Source organism: Mesorhizobium sp. M1295 (assembly GCF_040318135.1).
Classification (GTDB): Bacteria; Pseudomonadota; Alphaproteobacteria; order Rhizobiales; family Rhizobiaceae; genus Mesorhizobium.
In genome coordinates, this window is record NZ_JAMYLU010000013.1 from 154,897 (window position 1) to 171,435 (window position 16,539).

Genomic DNA, 16,539 nt, shown 5'->3' on the forward strand with positions numbered 1-16,539 from the left:
TATGAGGAGGGTGGATAGCGACCTGGGCTGTGGCAAAGTGAGGTCGCGTAATCAACACCTTACCCTGGAGGCAGCATGCCCGTAGCAGCTTACGAATCCAAAGCGCCGACCGCTATCCGCACCGATCTTGGCGCAATTTTCGTCTCGTTGAAATTGAGTCGCTCGAAATGGTTGATCACCTCGCTGTCGCCGGGTGGCGGCGAGAAGATGTCGAGACATGCGGTGGCGGCCGGCGATGTCGCCGGCATGCTGGCGCGATTTGCCGAGCTCAACAGGAAGGCGCAAGCGCGGACCGGGCGGCACTTTCCGATCATCGTGATCCAAGAGGTCGGGCTCGACGGCTTCTGGATCCATCGCGTGCTGCAGGCCGAAGGAATCAAAAGTCACGTCCTCGATCCGGCCTCGATTGCGACCTCGCGCCGGCGGCGCCGGGCAAAGACCGACAAGGTCGACGGCGAGGCGCTGGTCCGGGCGTTGCTGGCCTACAGGCGAGGCGAGCCGCGGGTGTGTGCGATGCTCCGAGTGCTTACACCCGAAGAAGAGGACCGTCACCGCATCACGCGTGAGCGCAAGGCCTTGACCAACGAGCGCGTGCGACACGTCAATCGCGTCAAAGGCCTGCTGTTCGCCCAGGGCGTGTCCGGCTACGAGCCGTTGCGCCGCGACAGGCGGAAGAGATTGGAGGCGCTCAAGACCGGCGACGGCCGACCCTTGCCGGCCCATCTGCAGGCGCAAGTCGGCCGGGAACTTGACAGGCTCGAACTTCTGCTCGAGCAGATCAAGGCAGTCGAGACCGAGCGCGATGCCATGCTCGCTGTCACGCAGGTTGTCTCGCCGGCACCGGCGATGCTGCTCGACCTGAAGGGGATCGGGCCGGAGTTTGCCGCTGTCCTGTGGTCGGAGGGGCTGTCGCGTCACTTCGACAACCGACGACAGGTTGCCGCTATGCGGGCCTCGCGCCGACACCTTGGCAGAGCGGCTCGGTCGATCACGAGCGGGGGTGTCGAAATCCGGCAATCCAACGCTGCGAACGACACTGGTCCAGATGGCCTGGCTATGGGTGCGCCATCAGCGCGCTCAGCGCTCACCTTATGGTTCAAGGAACGTGTGAAGCAGAACAACGAAATACGTCAACGCCGGCGTTGTCATCGAGGGCGCGATCGTGTCGGTTGCCTGATGCGCTACACCTATCGAATTCTGCCATCTTCCAGGACCTGATCAGTCCTGGCGGATCCAAGGGGGACGAACCGGCACGTAGCGTGGCTTTAAATGCCGTTGTCTCAGAATGGTCTCGTCCTCCTGAGTCTTGTCCGCCGCAAGCGCGATGTTGGTGCAACTGTTGCGAACAGCGACCGTATATAAGTTGGATCTGGCTCGGGGAACGAGCAGCGTCATGCAATCAGGCTCAGACCATGGATACCGCAAAACCAACGGACCCAAAAAGCGGAGCCCTAAAAGCCCTTGACACTCCTCATATAAGCTACGTGGATCTCAAGGCGCGGGTGCGGGCGCGATCATCCGCTGCGCCGTGTTCGGGCGATTGTGAACGAGGCCCTTGCGGCCCACTCACGCCGCCGACCCGAACCAGTGAAGACCTCCAGCCGACGGAACGGCTCCTCGTCCCTGGACTCTGTCGAAGCCCTCAAAGGCGTCGAGCATCGTCCCTTACATCCACGCGCGAAAGGTGCCGCCGGTGATGATGCTAACAACATGCCGTCTGATATTGCGTCCCTGGGAGGACAAAGACCGGAGCCGAATGGCAACGATTTACGGTGATCCTTACGTCAGACGTTTCTATCCCAAAGTGCTGACGGCGGAGGAAGCGAATGTCGAGATTGAGGTTGCAATTGAGCGTGCCCGAACCAACGGCTTTGATTTTCAGGCGGCGGAGCTGAAGGGCAGCGGCGAGCTTATCGGTATGATCGGGCTCGGCTTACTCCCGCAGGCGAGGCAGGCGGCAAATCCCGGCCAGCCACGCGTCGAAATCGGATGGGTGCTCGCAAAGGAGCATTGGGGCAAAGGGCTCGCCTCGGAGGGCGCGCGCGCATGGCTCGACTACGCTTGGTCAATCGGTCTGCCGGAGGTCTCAGCTTTCACGGCCAAGGAGAACGAGCCGAGCCAAAAAGTCATGCAGAGGATCGGCATGATCTATGATCCGGTGAGCGATTATGAGAACCCGCAGTTCGGCGAGGGCCACTGGCTGCGGTCTCACGTGGTCTATCGCAAACGAAATCCGATGCGTCGCTGAACGACTTTGGCGTGGGCGATGCCAGCCGAGCATCTCTCGCTATTACCGGCGGCTCTCAGGTCATTGACCGGCCGGAGCTTGAGAAGAGACATTCGTTGCATCAGACCAATTGTCCGGTCGATCGGGTCAGGGTGGCCGCGGGTGCTGTCGGTCGGGCGGTCATGGCAGGCTGGTGGTGTTCAACGTCACCTGATTCCCACGAAGGAACGCCACTGACCAAGACTGAAAGTAAGACCGCCAGCTTCCTACATTTGATCCGAGACAACGGCGGCCTTGATGTTAGAACTCCCGGATGCCCGTGTCAGGTCTCGTCAACCAGATTCAGAGGTGCATCAACAGCAACAATCCCGGGAATTGGTCAAACAAAGCGGCAACGGGGTCCGGATTCCACGGTCATTGACACCATCGGATCGCTCGGGCCAGGCCGTGCCAGTTCTTCGCCTCGCCATGGAAGCCTTCCGAGCGCCACCGGTGGCGTTGGTAGAGACGTTGATCCTCCACCATCACTCTCGACGCCTGCGCGCTCTCAACAGCGCGGGATAACCGTCACCCACAACAACCGCTTTGTTGACGCGCCCCTTGGAAAGACACAGGGAGGCAAGGTCGCAACCGGCGCACTCACTGGAGCGCGAATAGAAGAAGCGGCCGTGTTTCACCGGCCTAGTCGGACGTAGGATCTTTCCCCGCAGACACCTTCAATATGTTGTGCTTGGCATTGCAGCGGAAGCGGCGAAGCGGTACCGGGCTACGGATCGGCTCTGCCTTGGCCGGGATCAACGCATCAATGCCGCGACGCTCGAACGCTCCCAAGACTTTCGCGTAGGCATAGCCGGCGTCGGCAGTGACGGTGCTAACAGATAATCCGGTCGACACCATGGCGGGACGATCATCTGTGCCTCGTTTATCTCCCCGGTGGTCATGGCAACATCGAGAACTACCCCGCGCAGATCATCGACGATGGTATGCTGTTTGTAGGCGGGCTCCAGACGGCGGTTCCGGGCGTTAGTGCTCGCATCCGGATCGTGATGCAGACTTTTTTGAACTTTCCTGTCTTGCGGCTTTTTTCTGATCGCTGCCTCCGCATCTGCATTCGCTGTCGCTCACCGCCTCAAGATGGCGCACCGCCAAGCTATCCCAGCTGACGTCGGCGCGGATTAGCGAAGCATCGACATGAATGACTTCGCCCTTGGCGATTTTGGCGTGGATACAGGCTTGTACAGTGCGCTCAAAGATCCGCTGGAACCGTTCTTCACCCCAGCGCTGGCGGATTCTCGTCAACGAAGAATGATCGGGCAATGCCTCATGGAGGCCGTAGCCGACAAACCACCGGATCGCGATGTTGACGTGCGCCTCCCGGCATCAGCCGGGCGATCATGCACAATTCCAAGCAGGAAACCCGCGAGCATCAGGTGGACAGCCACCTCGGGATCGATGCCGGGGCGGCCATTGTTCGGCTCAGGTGAGCTTGTTTTCTTCGTCCCGGCCCACAGGATTTCCCGTGCGAGCGTGTCGAGACGCAGTCAAGGCTGGCAGTGCGATGGCGGCACGGCCGGCTGCGAGGTTTCCAGGCCACGCCTTGACTGCGTGGAGCACGGCGCCAGTTTGGAGCGGACCGAGGCGGCGGTCGTGCCGGCACATTCCTTATGCTATATTTGTCCGGCACGGACGATCACGTCCTCTCATCGGAAAACCGAGACCTCAGGCAGAAAGCCGCTGGCGTGGTGTCGGCCGAATTGAGAAACTGACCCCCTGACGAAATGAAGAACTGACCCCTCGGTTATGAGAGGAGGCATGGATGGCGATTGCGATTGGGCGATTCCTGCATTGTCGAGAACGATGCAGGGAGAGCAGATCCTTCAGCCTGAAGAGGTGGCAGCGATGCTGCCGCTGCATGAGCTTGGCTGGGGAACCGACGGGCGAACGAATTCGGGTGCGCTCGCAACACGGTGCCTCGGTATCTAAGCGAGGGCGGGACTGTTCCGTTTCGCAAGCCTGTGCGGCCGACCGCGTTTGACGGACTGGACGATTGGCTGCGGGAGCGCTTCTTCCGCTATGGCGGCAATGCCGATGTGATGCGCCAGGAACTGGAGAGCGAACATGGATCGTCATAGGGCTTCGTTCGGTGGAGCTCCGGGTGCAGGGTTGGCGTCGGGAGTTGAGGGCGCAGAAGCGCACGACGGTTCGGTTTGAGACGGCGCCGGGACATCAGATGCAGATCGACTTTGACGACACGCGGGCGTGGATCGGCGGCGAGCGTTTTCGTGTGCACCTGTTTGTAGCAACGCTGGGTTACTCGCGTCGGCTGCATATCCGTCCCTCGCTTCGGGAGCGCCAGGCGGACTGGTTCGAGGGGATCGAAGGAGCCTTCCTTCGCTTCGGCGGGGTTCCAGCGGAAGTACCGTTCGACAACCCGAAGGCGCTGGTCGAACATCACGATACGACGACGCGGGAGGTGCGGTTCAACATGCGGCTGCACGCCTTTGCCCGCTACTGGGGATTTACGCCGCGGGCTTGTGCGCCGTACCGGGCGCGTACGAAGGGGAAGGACGAACGCGAGGTCGGCTACGTCAAGCGCAATGCGATTGCTGGCCGCCGGTTCGAGAACTGGGCGGCGTTCGAGGCGCATCTGGACCGGTGGACGCGCGAGATTGCCGATCAGCGTGTGCATGGCACGACCGGCGTGGCTCCTGCGGAGCGCTTTGCCGAAGAGGCTGGGGCGCTTCGCCCTCTGGGCGGACGGGGGCGCCGTTTGGGGCAGCTGCGTGATCTCGTGCGCAAGGTCCAGGCGGCCTGCGCAATCGACCTGGACACGAACAGTTACTCGGTTCCCTCGCGGCTGATCGGGGAGAGCGTCCAAGTCGTGGTGTTGGGCGGCCGCGTTATCGTGCGTGACGCGGGCGAGGTGGTGGCGGATCATGCCTTGTGCGGGGGACGTCGCCAACGGATCGAGCGCGCGGCATCTTGCCGGCCTGGTCGGCGCTGCTGCGCTGGTACAATCGGCGGAGATCGTTGCGCCTTCCGCTCTGTTGCGGCCACTGGCCGAATATGAGGCACTGGTGGGAGGCAGCTGGGGTTAACGGCGGTCGATCACGAGATGTTGGCAGCTCAACTCGACCAGCTGAAGCTGACCGCAATCCGGGATCTGCTCGATACGCTGCTGGACGAAGCGGCGCGTTCGCAAATGACCTTGCGCGAGGCTTTGGCCTTCCTGGTGATGCGCGAGATCGCGAGGCGCGACGAGCGGCGCATCTCCATGGCAGGCAAGATCGCGCAGTTCCCGTTTGTGCGCGAACTCGACGGCTTCGACTTCGACGCGCAGCCGTCGCTGGATCAGCGCCAAATCCGGGAGCTGGCGACCTGCCGCTGGATTGCTCATGGCGACACGGTCCTGTTGCTTGGACCTCCGGGTACGGGCAAGACACATCTGGGGTGGCTCTCGGGCGCGAGGCGATCCCGCAGAACCCTAGCGTCCAGTTCGTCACGGCGGCCACGCTCGTGCCGATACTGGCCAAGGCCCATGACGACGGCTCACTCGAAAAGCAGCTGACGACCCTGTCGCGGCCGAAACTGTTGATCATCGACGAGCTCGGCTATCTCCCGTTCGAAGCCAATGCCGCGCATCTGTTCTTCCAACTGGTGTCGCGGCGTCATGAGCGGGGATCGATCCTGATCACCTCCAATCGCTCGGTGTCGAATCGGGCAGCGTGTTTGGCGATCCCGTGGTGGCAACCGCGATCCTTGATCGCCTGCTTCATCATTCGACAGTGATCACCATCCGCGGTGATAGCTCCCGGCTTCGCGAAAAGCGTCGTTCCGGCTTTGGCACCGTCATGATCATACGATGCGAACGCCTCAACGAGGAAATCCGCCGGCGCACCTATGTCGTGCGGATACTCCCCAACGCCCAAAGCTGCCTGCGCCTGAAAACTGGGGAGGCCAACCGCTACACCAATATGGATAATCTGCGCGAGCACAAGAAAGCTCGCTCTGCGTCAAGCCGCATGACCAGTACCATGGCCGCCCCTTTTTGCAGAACTTGACGCACACGACCAACGATCAGCCCTTCCCTAGCGCCGCCAGTGCTGGAGATGAGAGGGTTTGGCCCGAAGAATCTTCCTGTTCGCCATGGGTCAGAAATGGTATGATCGACCAGTTGATTGAATCGACGGCCCCCTGAAGTATCGCCTCGGTCCGAGCACGGCTGGGTGCAGCGGCCACGATATATCCGAGCTTGTCTCGGTAATCGCCGTTCCTGACGATCGGCATCTTGGGTTCAACAAAGAATTTCACCTCGGCGACACCTGATAAAGCAGCCGCTCGGCTCTCGCCATCGATCCAATCGAGGATGCCATCGCGATCAGGAAGTAGGCTCCGCACAGCCGCAGTGTGAAAACGCCTTTTGCGCAAATCCCATTCGTCGCCGATGACAAGCTTGATGTGCTCGGCGATGAGGTCGACACCGTAAGCCAGCTGAACGAGGTGGGGATGGGGGGCGCCGGCAAGACGCGGGTTAACTTCGATGACGACTGGGCCACGCTTCGTCCACCGGAGTTCAATATTGGTTGGCCCCCAGCCAAGGCCGAGGCCTCGCAAACAGCTCACAGACACATCGGCGATACGTTTATGCTCGTCATCAGTCAGCGTGGCCGGCAGGATGGTCTCACGACAGACGAAATACGGTGGGGGCTGAAATTCGGCAGCGCTAATCCCAATGACCTCATTTCCCATTGTATAAGCGTTATAAAGCGGGCCTTGTGCGAACTCTTCGACCAGTATCCTAGGCAAAGACCGCCATATGTGCTTCCCGCCCAACAGATAGTTCGTATGTTCGGCCACTTCATCGGCGTTACGGCACAATCGGACACCTGTGCTGCCTGCGCCCACGGCCGGCTTGAGAACCACCGGCCAGCCGATCTCCGCGGCAGAGCTTTGTACGTGCGCCGAATTCGCTGCCAAGCGATAAGCAGGTATTGGAATGCCGGCCTCCGCAAGGAACTGACGTTGACTGAATTTGTCGCAGCATCGTTCGATTGATCTGGGGTTCGGGCCCGGTAGATCGAAATACTCACAGAGCTTGCCAGTTGTCGCATAGAACGCCTCCAAGGAGGAAGTAATGCCAGCAATGTCATATGTGGCCCCTAGACGGGAACATTCACGGATCAGCGCATCAATATCGTCTGTGTCGACACGGATTGCTTCAGTGTTTTCCGCCGCAATATACTCGTACTGGGCTGGTTCGGCCGACAGGGTAATTGGATGAAGACCAAGACGGTGGGCCGCTTGGATAAAGAGGAGGCCATTCCCCGTCGGATCGCTTTCGACCAGAATGAGTGCTCTCGTCGTCATTGTTTGATTCTACTTTGCGTGTTGTGCGTCAGAGCTATTAGTCGTGCGACATAAGACATGGCAGTGATCGTAGCATTTGTGAGTGACGTGCAGGCGCAAAGATCCTGCAAATTTATTTAACGGTTTCGTTGCAAGTAGTTTGCGAGCTGCTGATCAGGCTGCCAGACTGCATCTGATCGACATCAGGCGCCCATAGCGATTTGGAATCGAGCCGCCGTCCGCGATTCCATTGTTGTAGGTAACAAGAGCCCTCTCTGATTGGGCCGTTTTGCTCAAGATGTCCTGCAATTTTTCTGGACCGTTCCGTGGGTTACTCGCTTCTCTTCGCGGTCGGCGCTTGGGCGCGCCGCATGGTGGGGTCAGGAGAGGGAGGCGCCTCTCTGTCGCAAGCAGCGGCTCGACCATCGCCATCATCTCGGCGTCAGCGCCCGTTAACTCACGCACGCGGCCGGCCAACGCGCAGCGCGACGGCAGGCCCAGCTTGAAGGCAGCCTCGCACAGGACCGCCCGAACTAAGTTCTCAATCGAACGCATCTCTTTCAGCACCGTGCGGCGGGCAACCAGCACGAACGCCATAGCCGGCACTGCCTGCTCTTGACATGCATCTGCCGATACCAGCCAGTGCGCATGATCTGCGCCAGCGCGCGGCGTCACTGCGATCGGTCTTGTTCGGCATGGTCTTTTCGACGCATTGGCAGCCCGCGTCTGATGCAGATCGCCGGCAAGCCTTCGGCGAGCAATATCATGAAGCCAAGCCGTCGCGAGCACCCTTCCAGCCCGATGCGCTCCAGCGCAGGCCTGACTTTGCGCTGCGCTTTGCTCTCTCGAACCCGCTTGTCATGGCCGTGACCTTCGTCTTTCCGGCGACAACTCAAGGCCTGTGGTCCGGCGCAAGTAGTCCGTCAGCGCGGTCTTCTCCGCGAGAGCATCCTCCTGCGTACCGGACACCAGCACCACAAAATCATCGACGTAGCGCACAGGCAGGAACACACAGGCGACCAGCCATGCGATCCCAGTAGTGCGCTCTGCCTGCCGCGGTCCTCCCGTCACATTGACGGTCGGCATGAGCCTTGGTGTGCTGATACACCCACCGTGCGTACCGTTCTTCGATCGCGCTGAGCGCGGTTGGCAAGCAGTGGTGAGATAATCCAGCCCTGAGGGGTTCCGGCCTCTGTACGAAGGAACTGACCCTCCGAGAGAACACCGGCTTTCAGGAACTGCCCGATCAGCCTCGTCACCCTCCGGTCAGCGACGCGCTTGCGTAGCTTGTCCAACAGATGATGATGGCTGATGTTGTCGAAGCAGCCCTTGATGTCGCCCTCGATGGCCCGTGGATACGGCATCCGACTCCGCGGGGTGTCCCTATCGCGTTTATGCGGGAGGGCAGCCCGTCGGATATACTCCAAGGCGCCATGCGTGCTCCGTCCGGGGCTAAACTCATAGGAGACATGCCAGAACTGCGCCTCGAAGATTGGCTCCAGAAGTGTCTTGACCGCGCCTTGGAAGACGCGATCCTTGACCGTGGGAATGCCCAGGGTCGGAATTGCCCTGGTTTGCCGGCCTTGGGGATGAGCTTGCGCGCCAATCCTCCAACTTTTCGGCGGCGTCGGCAAGGGTCAGGAACCAATGGGCGTTCAGGCACTCCGCCCTGAAACGGCCGTTAAAGGTTTCGAAGGTAGGCGTTGTCGGTGGGCTTCCCGGCCTGCTGAAGTCGGAGCGTCACGCCTTTCGCGTAGGCCCATAGGTCGACGTCGCGGGAGACGAACTCGGAGCCTTGGTCGACGCGGATCGTCTTCGGCTAGCCGATCTTCGGACAGACCTGTTCGAGTGCCCTGCCACATCCTCCGCCCGATAGAGCGGGTGAACGTGTCAACGACCGTCAGCACACCGATCTTCTTGCCCGTCGCGAGCTGATCGTGGACGAAGTCCATCGCCCAGACGTCGTTCGGGCCGACGGCTTCTCCCGGCCTTCCCGCAGCTTCGCCTTCACACGCCGCTTCGGCGTCTTGTTCCTGAGCTGCAGGTCCAAGTCCCTGTAATTCGATAGGCGCTTCATGTTGATATCCCAGCCCTCGCGCGTGAGCATTACGTGCACGCGCCGGTAGCCGTAGCGGACCCGTGTGGCGCAGGTGTCCTTGATCCGAGCTTCGATGCCGGCCTGATCGCGGGCGGGACTTGATAGGTCGACCTGTCGAACTCCAGAACCCGGCATGCCCGCCGGATCGACACATTCTACTCATCACACAGTTGAAGTACGTCGCCTGGCTGATTCTCGCCCGCCAACAGATCTCGGCAACAGGAACCCCGTCCGCTCCCTGCTTCAGAATGAACGCCTTCTGCGCGTCCGAAAACTTCGATGCCTTCATCGTCTTCCGCTCCTCCCAGCCAAGGGATGTTACCGCAGAAAACTCCACTTTCGAACAATCCAGGTTTCAGGGGTCAGAGCAACATTCGGCAGGATGGAAGGGAAAGTCAGTGGAAGGAAATACGAGGAATCCGTTCGCGAGTTCTGCGCGGGTGTGCCTAGGCGCCGTCTGTCCGCGCACGCATTGAGCAAGAAATCAGAACGTTGGAGGAGTACCTTCTCGGGTTCGCCAAACACAGGATCCTTGCCGCTGGTTGATGACGGTGCCCGGCATTGGTGTCTTGACGGCCGTCAGCTTCGCCACGGCGGTGGATGATCCTGCGCGCTTTGTCCGCTCATCGGGTGTGGGTGCCTACTTCGGCTTGACGCCGAGACGGTGCCAACGGGAGAAGTCGATCGTGACGGGTCTGTGTCAAAATGCGGTGATGCCTCACACACCCGGGAGATGTCCAGGCACGGTCATGAGGGGAATCTGATCGCGCCGCAATTTGTAAAGCCTTTCGTAAAGCGCCCGAAGAACGATGTCGCCGATGCCGAGGGATTTCATTGCGGCCCAGCGGCCGGAGATGCGAATCGTCGAGCCGAAATCGAACAGCAGGCCCGGGCAGTGTTGTTCCGAGCTCGCCAGCGGCTCGTCCATCACCGATCTGGTGAATGCATTGCGTGCCATTCTGTACGAATACGGCCACGTCGTCGCGGCAAGGCATCCACCACCTCACTCGCATTGAGAAATTGTTGAGGAACCAAAGAGCAATCTGCCCAAACTGGTCCACTACGAATGCCGGGACCTTGTTGACCAAATCGCATGGAAGACGGATCGGATCGAGGCCAAGACGGTGTAGATCAGGAAGCTGGCGACAGAGACCGAAAGCAGTGCGGCGGCTGCAGACCATGCCGGGAGTTGGCCCGCTGACCGCGCTCGCGGTTGAACATTCGCATCGGACATGGCCAGATTCAAACGCGGCCGGGACTTCGCGGCTTGGTTGGGCCGTGTCCCACGGCAGCATTCCTTTGGAGGTAAAGAACGCCTCGGGCGGGTTTCGAGGAGGACGAGCCGACATTCGCCAATTGCTCATCGAGGCCATGTCACGTTTGAACTGGCTAGGTCGGATCTCCAACGCATTTTTGGCCGGCGCATATGCTGGCGAGAAAGCCGCGCATGCTCGTGGCGATCGCCCTGGCGAACAAGATGGCGGTGGCGATCTGTGCGATGCTGCGAACGAATGAGGAGGCCTATCGGATTCCGGCATCGGCGGCGGCTGCATGACGACCTTCAGCAAACAGACCGGCGCCAGTAAAGGGGGTCTGAGAAGGCGACCACCCGAATGGGCATCGAACAGATCTGGATTACGAAAACCAGTTGGAGCCAAAGAGCCAATGTGCTCGATGTTGAGAATTGGACCTGATCTGCAGATCACCACACCGGCCAGCGGCTTCGGGGAAATGCCGCACATGAAGGCCTGACAGAAGACCGCACTCGATCGCACGTTGAAAAAGGGCCAGAAGCGTCTTGCATTACGGGCGGCAACCACAGAAGCCTCCAACCTACCTTCCGCAGAGGCGAGCCGCACAAGGGTACCGAAGGGCCGCATCGTGGGCAGCGTCAAGCCACCAGAGTTGGCAGTTCCCGAAAAACGCAAAGACAGTATCTTCAAGTCCTGTCAACGAGCGACATACAGAGCTCGGCGGCGCGGTTAGGATGAAAGTTCCACACTCCAGCGATTGCGCTCGACCCATGAATATGTCGGATCGTGCAACCCAACACCAGCAGCCCAGTCGACTATACGGGAAATGCCCATGACAATTGCCGACATGCGTGCAATCAGTAAGACGGATGCACGAATTGAGCGCCGACTTTGCGAGCTTGCAACTTGCGATCCAGCCTCGATGTGGAGGGCCCAAGACGAACTGTCCAGTGCGATCGCAGAGGCAGGCATGCACTTTGAGGGGCGGGCCTATCCCGTATGTCTCCGGCCCTTCGCGATAGATAGCGGTTTGGCAAATCACCTTGGAATAACCGCTGAGGCGGTTATTAAACTCCTTGATGTGGTCGCCGAACTATATTGCGGCGATGAAAAAATACAGAATATGTTTCCATTCTATAAGCATTTACGCCACTGGATTACTAACCTACCAAAGTATAGGCCTATTGCAAGAATATGCAGACTGGATGGCCTCTTCGGTAGCGATGGCTATTATAAGATAATAGAAACGAATACAGAAGCGCCTGGCGGCGTTATCCAGAACGGCCTTGCGGCAAATATCTGGGCACGTATAGCCAACCCGCTGACACATGGTCTGTCGCTCGACGTAAGTAAGCAGCCTTTTGCGAAAGATCCTAGCTGCTTTGTTCAGGAGCTGATGTCTGCTTATTACTCAGCAACCGGGAGTCGGCTGAGAACTGCTGCCGTAGTCAACTTTCGCGGCCGTTATATGAACGAAGTAGATTTAATTGTGAATGGCTTAAGATACGCAGGATCTAAAGCAGAAACATTTGACGCGAGTGTGATGAAGCGAACACATCGTGGATTAATCGGACCTGACGGCGACCTAATCGAGCTTGTGTACAACAAACTCGATCCTAGGGACCTCATCGCAACGAGCGACGCCCGCGACTACTTAGATGCCTGCGCGGCTCAAGAGGTTGTTTCGATAAATCCGTGGATATCCCAGTGGATATTGGCTGACAAGGCGATACTTGCTGTATTAAGCGACGATCAATTCAGCTCGAACTTCAACGCCGAGCAGATCGAACTTATTGCACGCCACATTCCGTGGACGCGTCTGGTTGGGGAGGGAGTAACAACTGACCCCGAGCGGCGTCGGATAGAGCTTATCGGCTACATCCGGAAGAATAAGGCCAATCTTGTTCTGAAGCCGTCTAACGCGACGCGTGGCGAGCATGTTTTGGTTGGGAGTCTTACATCTTCAGAGGTGTGGGAAGAGCACATTGACCGGGCCGCCCGCAACCCCTACGTCGTTCAACAATACGTCGCGCCCGGAGAGGTTACGGCTCTGCATCTGCCGAACCGGTCGATCAAGAAAATGGCTTGCGGAATTGACTGTTACGTATTCGGTGGCCGTCTGGCAGGTTTTCAATCGCGCGCAAGCCTAGATCCTGTGATGAACGTTGGACGAAGCGGCATTCTACTACCGGTCGCTATCGAGTGAATTTTGAGCCAGCGATCCCTACGCTGCCGCCTGTGTGCGTATTTCGCAAAGCCGGACAGGGATTCCGCGAAGTGGCGGACGGGCGTTTCACTATTCTCGGGGTCGAGATCGAGTTGGTCATCGAACCAGGTCTCGCGGCGGCGCAGGACATCGGGGCGCTGCTGTTCGGCGGCGTGCGCCGTCCTACCGCGATGTGCGTTGCATTCCTCTATCGAAACAATTCCGCGCTGCACTGGAGGGCAGCGACCGGGACGAACATGTCTTCGCCCCTGACCCAGTCGCTGGAGCTCTACGACACCTGCCGGCCAAGATGCTCGACTGCGACCGCAAGCAGGAGTCTTTGATGGCGGAGCTGACCAACAAAGCGGCAAAGCCGATCGGCAAGCTATCCAGCCACTGGTGAAGACCAAGCAGGTCAACGCACCGTCGTTGGATGTCAGGGCTCAGATCCTATGAGGAGGGTGGATAGCGACCTGGGCTGTGGCAAAGTGAGGTCGCGTAATCAACACCTTACCCTGGAGGCAGCATGCCCGTAGCAGCTTACGAATCCAAAGCGCCGACCGCTATCCGCACCGATCTTGGCGCAATTTTCGTCTCGTTGAAATTGAGTCGCTCGAAATGGTTGATCACCTCGCTGTCGCCGGGTGGCGGCGAGAAGATGTCGAGACATGCGGTGGCGGCCGGCGATGTCGCCGGCATGCTGGCGCGATTTGCCGAGCTCAACAGGAAGGCGCAAGCGCGGACCGGGCGGCACTTTCCGATCATCGTGATCCAAGAGGTCGGGCTCGACGGCTTCTGGATCCATCGCGTGCTGCAGGCCGAAGGAATCAAAAGTCACGTCCTCGATCCGGCCTCGATTGCGACCTCGCGCCGGCGGCGCCGGGCAAAGACCGACAAGGTCGACGGCGAGGCGCTGGTCCGGGCGTTGCTGGCCTACAGGCGAGGCGAGCCGCGGGTGTGTGCGATGCTCCGAGTGCTTACACCCGAAGAAGAGGACCGTCACCGCATCACGCGTGAGCGCAAGGCCTTGACCAACGAGCGCGTGCGACACGTCAATCGCGTCAAAGGCCTGCTGTTCGCCCAGGGCGTGTCCGGCTACGAGCCGTTGCGCCGCGACAGGCGGAAGAGATTGGAGGCGCTCAAGACCGGCGACGGCCGACCCTTGCCGGCCCATCTGCAGGCGCAAGTCGGCCGGGAACTTGACAGGCTCGAACTTCTGCTCGAGCAGATCAAGGCAGTCGAGACCGAGCGCGATGCCATGCTCGCTGTCACGCAGGTTGTCTCGCCGGCACCGGCGATGCTGCTCGACCTGAAGGGGATCGGGCCGGAGTTTGCCGCTGTCCTGTGGTCGGAGGGGCTGTCGCGTCACTTCGACAACCGACGACAGGTTGCCGCTATGCGGGCCTCGCGCCGACACCTTGGCAGAGCGGCTCGGTCGATCACGAGCGGGGGTGTCGAAATCCGGCAATCCAACGCTGCGAACGACACTGGTCCAGATGGCCTGGCTATGGGTGCGCCATCAGCGCGCTCAGCGCTCACCTTATGGTTCAAGGAACGTGTGAAGCAGAACAACGAAATACGTCAACGCCGGCGTTGTCATCGAGGGCGCGATCGTGTCGGTTGCCTGATGCGCTACACCTATCGAATTCTGCCATCTTCCAGGACCTGATCAGTCCTGGCGGATCCAAGGGGGACGAACCGGCACGTAGCGTGGCTTTAGTCGCCCGTGAAAAACTCGGAACGCTTTGATTCAATTTAGGATTTTCCCCTAACTTCGGCTTTTATTTTGTCGGAAATCGTTGGCCTTTGGCGGTGATTTTCGGCAAAATAATTGCGTCTGCGTTGCGTAATTCGATGGTGTTTTCGGAACCGGAGAGTGGAGCAAAGCGGTACGACCGAAGGAACGGCGGGACAGCGGTCAGGCGGACCTGTTGCGATCCCGGCTCGACCACATCCTCAATATGGACCATGCGCTGGTAACGCTTGCCAAGACGATCCACTGGTGCTTCCTCGAAGAGCGGCTCGGCGCAGTCTATGACGACGATCCCGGCCGACCGCCGCTGCCGACACGGCTGATGGCGGGATTGGCCATCCTGAAAGCGATGCACAACCTGTCGGACGAAAACCTGTGCGAACGCTGGCTGGAGAACCCCTATTATCAGCTGTTCTGCGGCGAGGAGTTCTTTCAGCACCGGCTGCCCTTCGAGCGCACTTCGCTGACGCGCTGGCGGACCGGCACATGCCTACAATATCAAAAGCCACCGGGAAGAAGAGCGCCGCTGGGTGGAGCAGGCCGAAACCGCCTATGCCCGCTTTGTCTCCGGCTGGAATCCACGAGGTCCGAAGAGGGTGCGCACGGGCGCCGCAAATGAGGAGCGACTGTAGAAGCTACGCGGCAGGGCTCTCACCTCGGACCCTGCACTTCGCCACGCGGTCGCCCATGCGCAACAGGAGAATATCGCAAATCCGATCAAAAGGCTCTTGTCGATCACATCAGTAGTCCATGGTTGGTTGGGCTTGGTGAGACGGTGCTCGATGCCATGCGAATAGCAGGCCCGGTCGAAGGGATGGCCGCGCCAGCTCGCAGTAGGGTCATCCCGGTTCTTGGGCAGGTCGGCGAACTGGTTGCCGTTGTCGGTGAGCACGGGGTGGATATTGTAAGGGACGGCTTCGATCAATTCGGTGACGGTGGTCGCCTTCTGCATCAGCCGAGCGAAGGCGAGCTTCGAGGTCCGGTCCACCGCCATGAATAGGTGGAGCTTACCCTCCTCGGTTCGAACCTCGGCGATGTCGATGTGGAAATAGCCGATCGGGTAGCGCTTGAAGGGCTGTTTGGCCGGCTTGTCGCCGGCGACCTCAGCGGCGGCTATCCCGTGGCGCTGACAGCAACGGTGCAAGGACGACCACGTCAAGTGCGGGATCGTCGCTTGCAACGCATAGAGACAGTCATCCAGAGGCAGCAGCGTATGCTTGCGGAAGGCGAAGACCATCGCCTCTTCCTCGGCCGCCAGAACGTGGAGCGTACAGTCTTCGACCCATCGGCGCATCATCGACGAAGGCCCTCTTGGGCCACTTGGCGACGGTCTTCTGATTTAGACCATGCTGCGTTGCGAGTTCCTTTAGCGGAGCCTTCGATCGCTGTATCGCTGCTCGGATGGCGTGCGTGGTCGTGGCGCTGCCGTGGAGTGTTTATCCCTGAATGAAGGATCAGCTTGACCGATCCCCCCACACTCCGGGACCAGACACCTAGTGCAGGCAAGGCGAAGGCCGTAACGGCGACCGCACGCAAAATAATTGCGGTCCTGTTCTATTCCACGGTAACAAGCCGCCAAGCGGGCCGCTCATTTCGCTAGATGTGGGGCATCAACAGGTTGTCCCGGACCGAGGAGACTGGAGTTACCAGGTTTCA

6 protein-coding genes and 12 pseudogenes are annotated in these 16,539 nt (G+C 59.8%); 11 read left to right on the forward strand and 7 right to left on the reverse strand.

All coding sequences use genetic code 11. The features are described from left to right. The first annotated feature begins 75 nt into the window (after positions 1-75). Together NKH29_RS19195 and NKH29_RS19200 are read left to right on the forward strand one after the other, a co-directional pair. A pseudogene (locus NKH29_RS19195) lies at positions 76-1,177 on the forward strand (IS110 family RNA-guided transposase). Between the two features lie 522 nt (positions 1,178-1,699). Continuing rightward, a complete protein-coding gene (locus NKH29_RS19200; protein ID WP_353000426.1) occupies positions 1,700-2,248 on the forward strand; it encodes a GNAT family N-acetyltransferase in 549 nt (182 codons plus the stop codon). 405 nt (positions 2,249-2,653) lie between these two features. On the opposite strand, the pseudogene NKH29_RS19205 reads toward NKH29_RS19200, so the two are convergent. Then, positions 2,654-3,699, reverse strand: a pseudogene (locus tag NKH29_RS19205) (transposase); the annotation flags it as partial. 340 nt (positions 3,700-4,039) lie between these two features. Here NKH29_RS19205 and istA point away from each other — a divergent pair. From istA to NKH29_RS19220, 3 pseudogenes are all read left to right on the forward strand, one after another. Further along, positions 4,040-5,325 (forward strand): annotated as a pseudogene (gene istA / locus NKH29_RS19210) (IS21 family transposase). 17 nt (positions 5,326-5,342) lie between these two features. Beyond that, positions 5,343-5,884 (forward strand): annotated as a pseudogene (locus NKH29_RS19215) (ATP-binding protein); the annotation flags it as partial. Positions 5,885-6,093: 209 nt separating this feature from the next. Continuing rightward, positions 6,094-6,253: pseudogene (locus NKH29_RS19220) on the forward strand (transposase); the annotation flags it as partial. Between the two features lie 51 nt (positions 6,254-6,304). On the opposite strand, the gene NKH29_RS19225 reads toward NKH29_RS19220, so the two are convergent. From NKH29_RS19225 to NKH29_RS19240, 4 genes and pseudogenes are all read right to left on the reverse strand, one after another. After that, a complete protein-coding gene (locus NKH29_RS19225; RefSeq protein WP_353000376.1) occupies positions 6,305-7,594 on the reverse strand; it encodes an ATP-grasp domain-containing protein in 1,290 nt (429 codons plus the stop codon). 333 nt (positions 7,595-7,927) lie between these two features. After that, positions 7,928-8,412, reverse strand: a pseudogene (locus NKH29_RS19230) (transposase); the annotation flags it as partial. A 228-nt stretch (positions 8,413-8,640) separates the two neighbouring features. Then, positions 8,641-9,138 (reverse strand): reverse transcriptase/maturase family protein, encoded by a 498-nt coding sequence (locus NKH29_RS19235; protein ID WP_502911287.1) that lies wholly within the window; start codon positions 9,136-9,138, stop codon positions 8,641-8,643. Next, a pseudogene (locus tag NKH29_RS19240) lies at positions 9,032-9,960 on the reverse strand (DDE-type integrase/transposase/recombinase). The gene NKH29_RS19235 and the pseudogene NKH29_RS19240 overlap by 107 nt, the downstream one beginning before the upstream one ends. 238 nt (positions 9,961-10,198) lie before the next feature. Here NKH29_RS19240 and NKH29_RS19245 point away from each other — a divergent pair. Further along, positions 10,199-10,386, forward strand: a pseudogene (locus tag NKH29_RS19245) (transposase); the annotation flags it as partial. 3 nt (positions 10,387-10,389) lie between these two features. Here NKH29_RS19245 and NKH29_RS32675 read toward each other — a convergent pair. Continuing rightward, on the reverse strand, positions 10,390-10,599 hold the full coding sequence (locus NKH29_RS32675) for a hypothetical protein (protein ID WP_502911285.1): 210 nt from the start codon (positions 10,597-10,599) through the stop codon (positions 10,390-10,392). Positions 10,600-10,903: 304 nt separating this feature from the next. On the opposite strand from NKH29_RS32675, the pseudogene NKH29_RS19255 reads away from it, so the two are divergent. The 5 genes and pseudogenes from NKH29_RS19255 to NKH29_RS19275 form a co-directional block, all read left to right on the forward strand. Beyond that, positions 10,904-10,963, forward strand: a pseudogene (locus NKH29_RS19255) (hypothetical protein); the annotation flags it as partial. 793 nt (positions 10,964-11,756) lie between these two features. Further along, on the forward strand, positions 11,757-13,130 hold the full coding sequence (locus NKH29_RS19260) for a hypothetical protein (protein ID WP_353000380.1): 1,374 nt from the start codon (positions 11,757-11,759) through the stop codon (positions 13,128-13,130). Positions 13,131-13,201: 71 nt separating this feature from the next. Next, positions 13,202-13,474, forward strand: coding sequence for a hypothetical protein (locus tag NKH29_RS19265; RefSeq protein WP_353000428.1), 273 nt, complete (start codon positions 13,202-13,204; stop codon positions 13,472-13,474). 182 nt (positions 13,475-13,656) lie between these two features. After that, a pseudogene (locus tag NKH29_RS19270) lies at positions 13,657-14,758 on the forward strand (IS110 family RNA-guided transposase). 300 nt (positions 14,759-15,058) lie between these two features. Continuing rightward, a pseudogene (locus NKH29_RS19275) lies at positions 15,059-15,361 on the forward strand (transposase); the annotation flags it as partial. Between the two features lie 249 nt (positions 15,362-15,610). Here the strand turns inward: NKH29_RS19275 and NKH29_RS19285 are convergent. Continuing rightward, positions 15,611-16,286: pseudogene (locus tag NKH29_RS19285) on the reverse strand (transposase family protein); the annotation flags it as partial. Positions 16,287-16,539 lie beyond the last annotated feature (253 nt).

Coding starts and splice junctions, on each gene's coding strand:
- NKH29_RS19200 (WP_353000426.1), top strand. CDS start 1,700: ATGCTAACAACATGCCGTCTGATATTGCGTCCCTGGGAGGACAAAGAC.
- NKH29_RS19225 (WP_353000376.1), bottom strand. CDS start 7,594: ATGACGACGAGAGCACTCATTCTGGTCGAAAGCGATCCGACGGGGAAT.
- NKH29_RS32675 (WP_502911285.1), bottom strand. CDS start 10,599: ATGGACGAGCCGCTGGCGAGCTCGGAACAACACTGCCCGGGCCTGCTG.
- NKH29_RS19260 (WP_353000380.1), top strand. CDS start 11,757: ATGACAATTGCCGACATGCGTGCAATCAGTAAGACGGATGCACGAATT.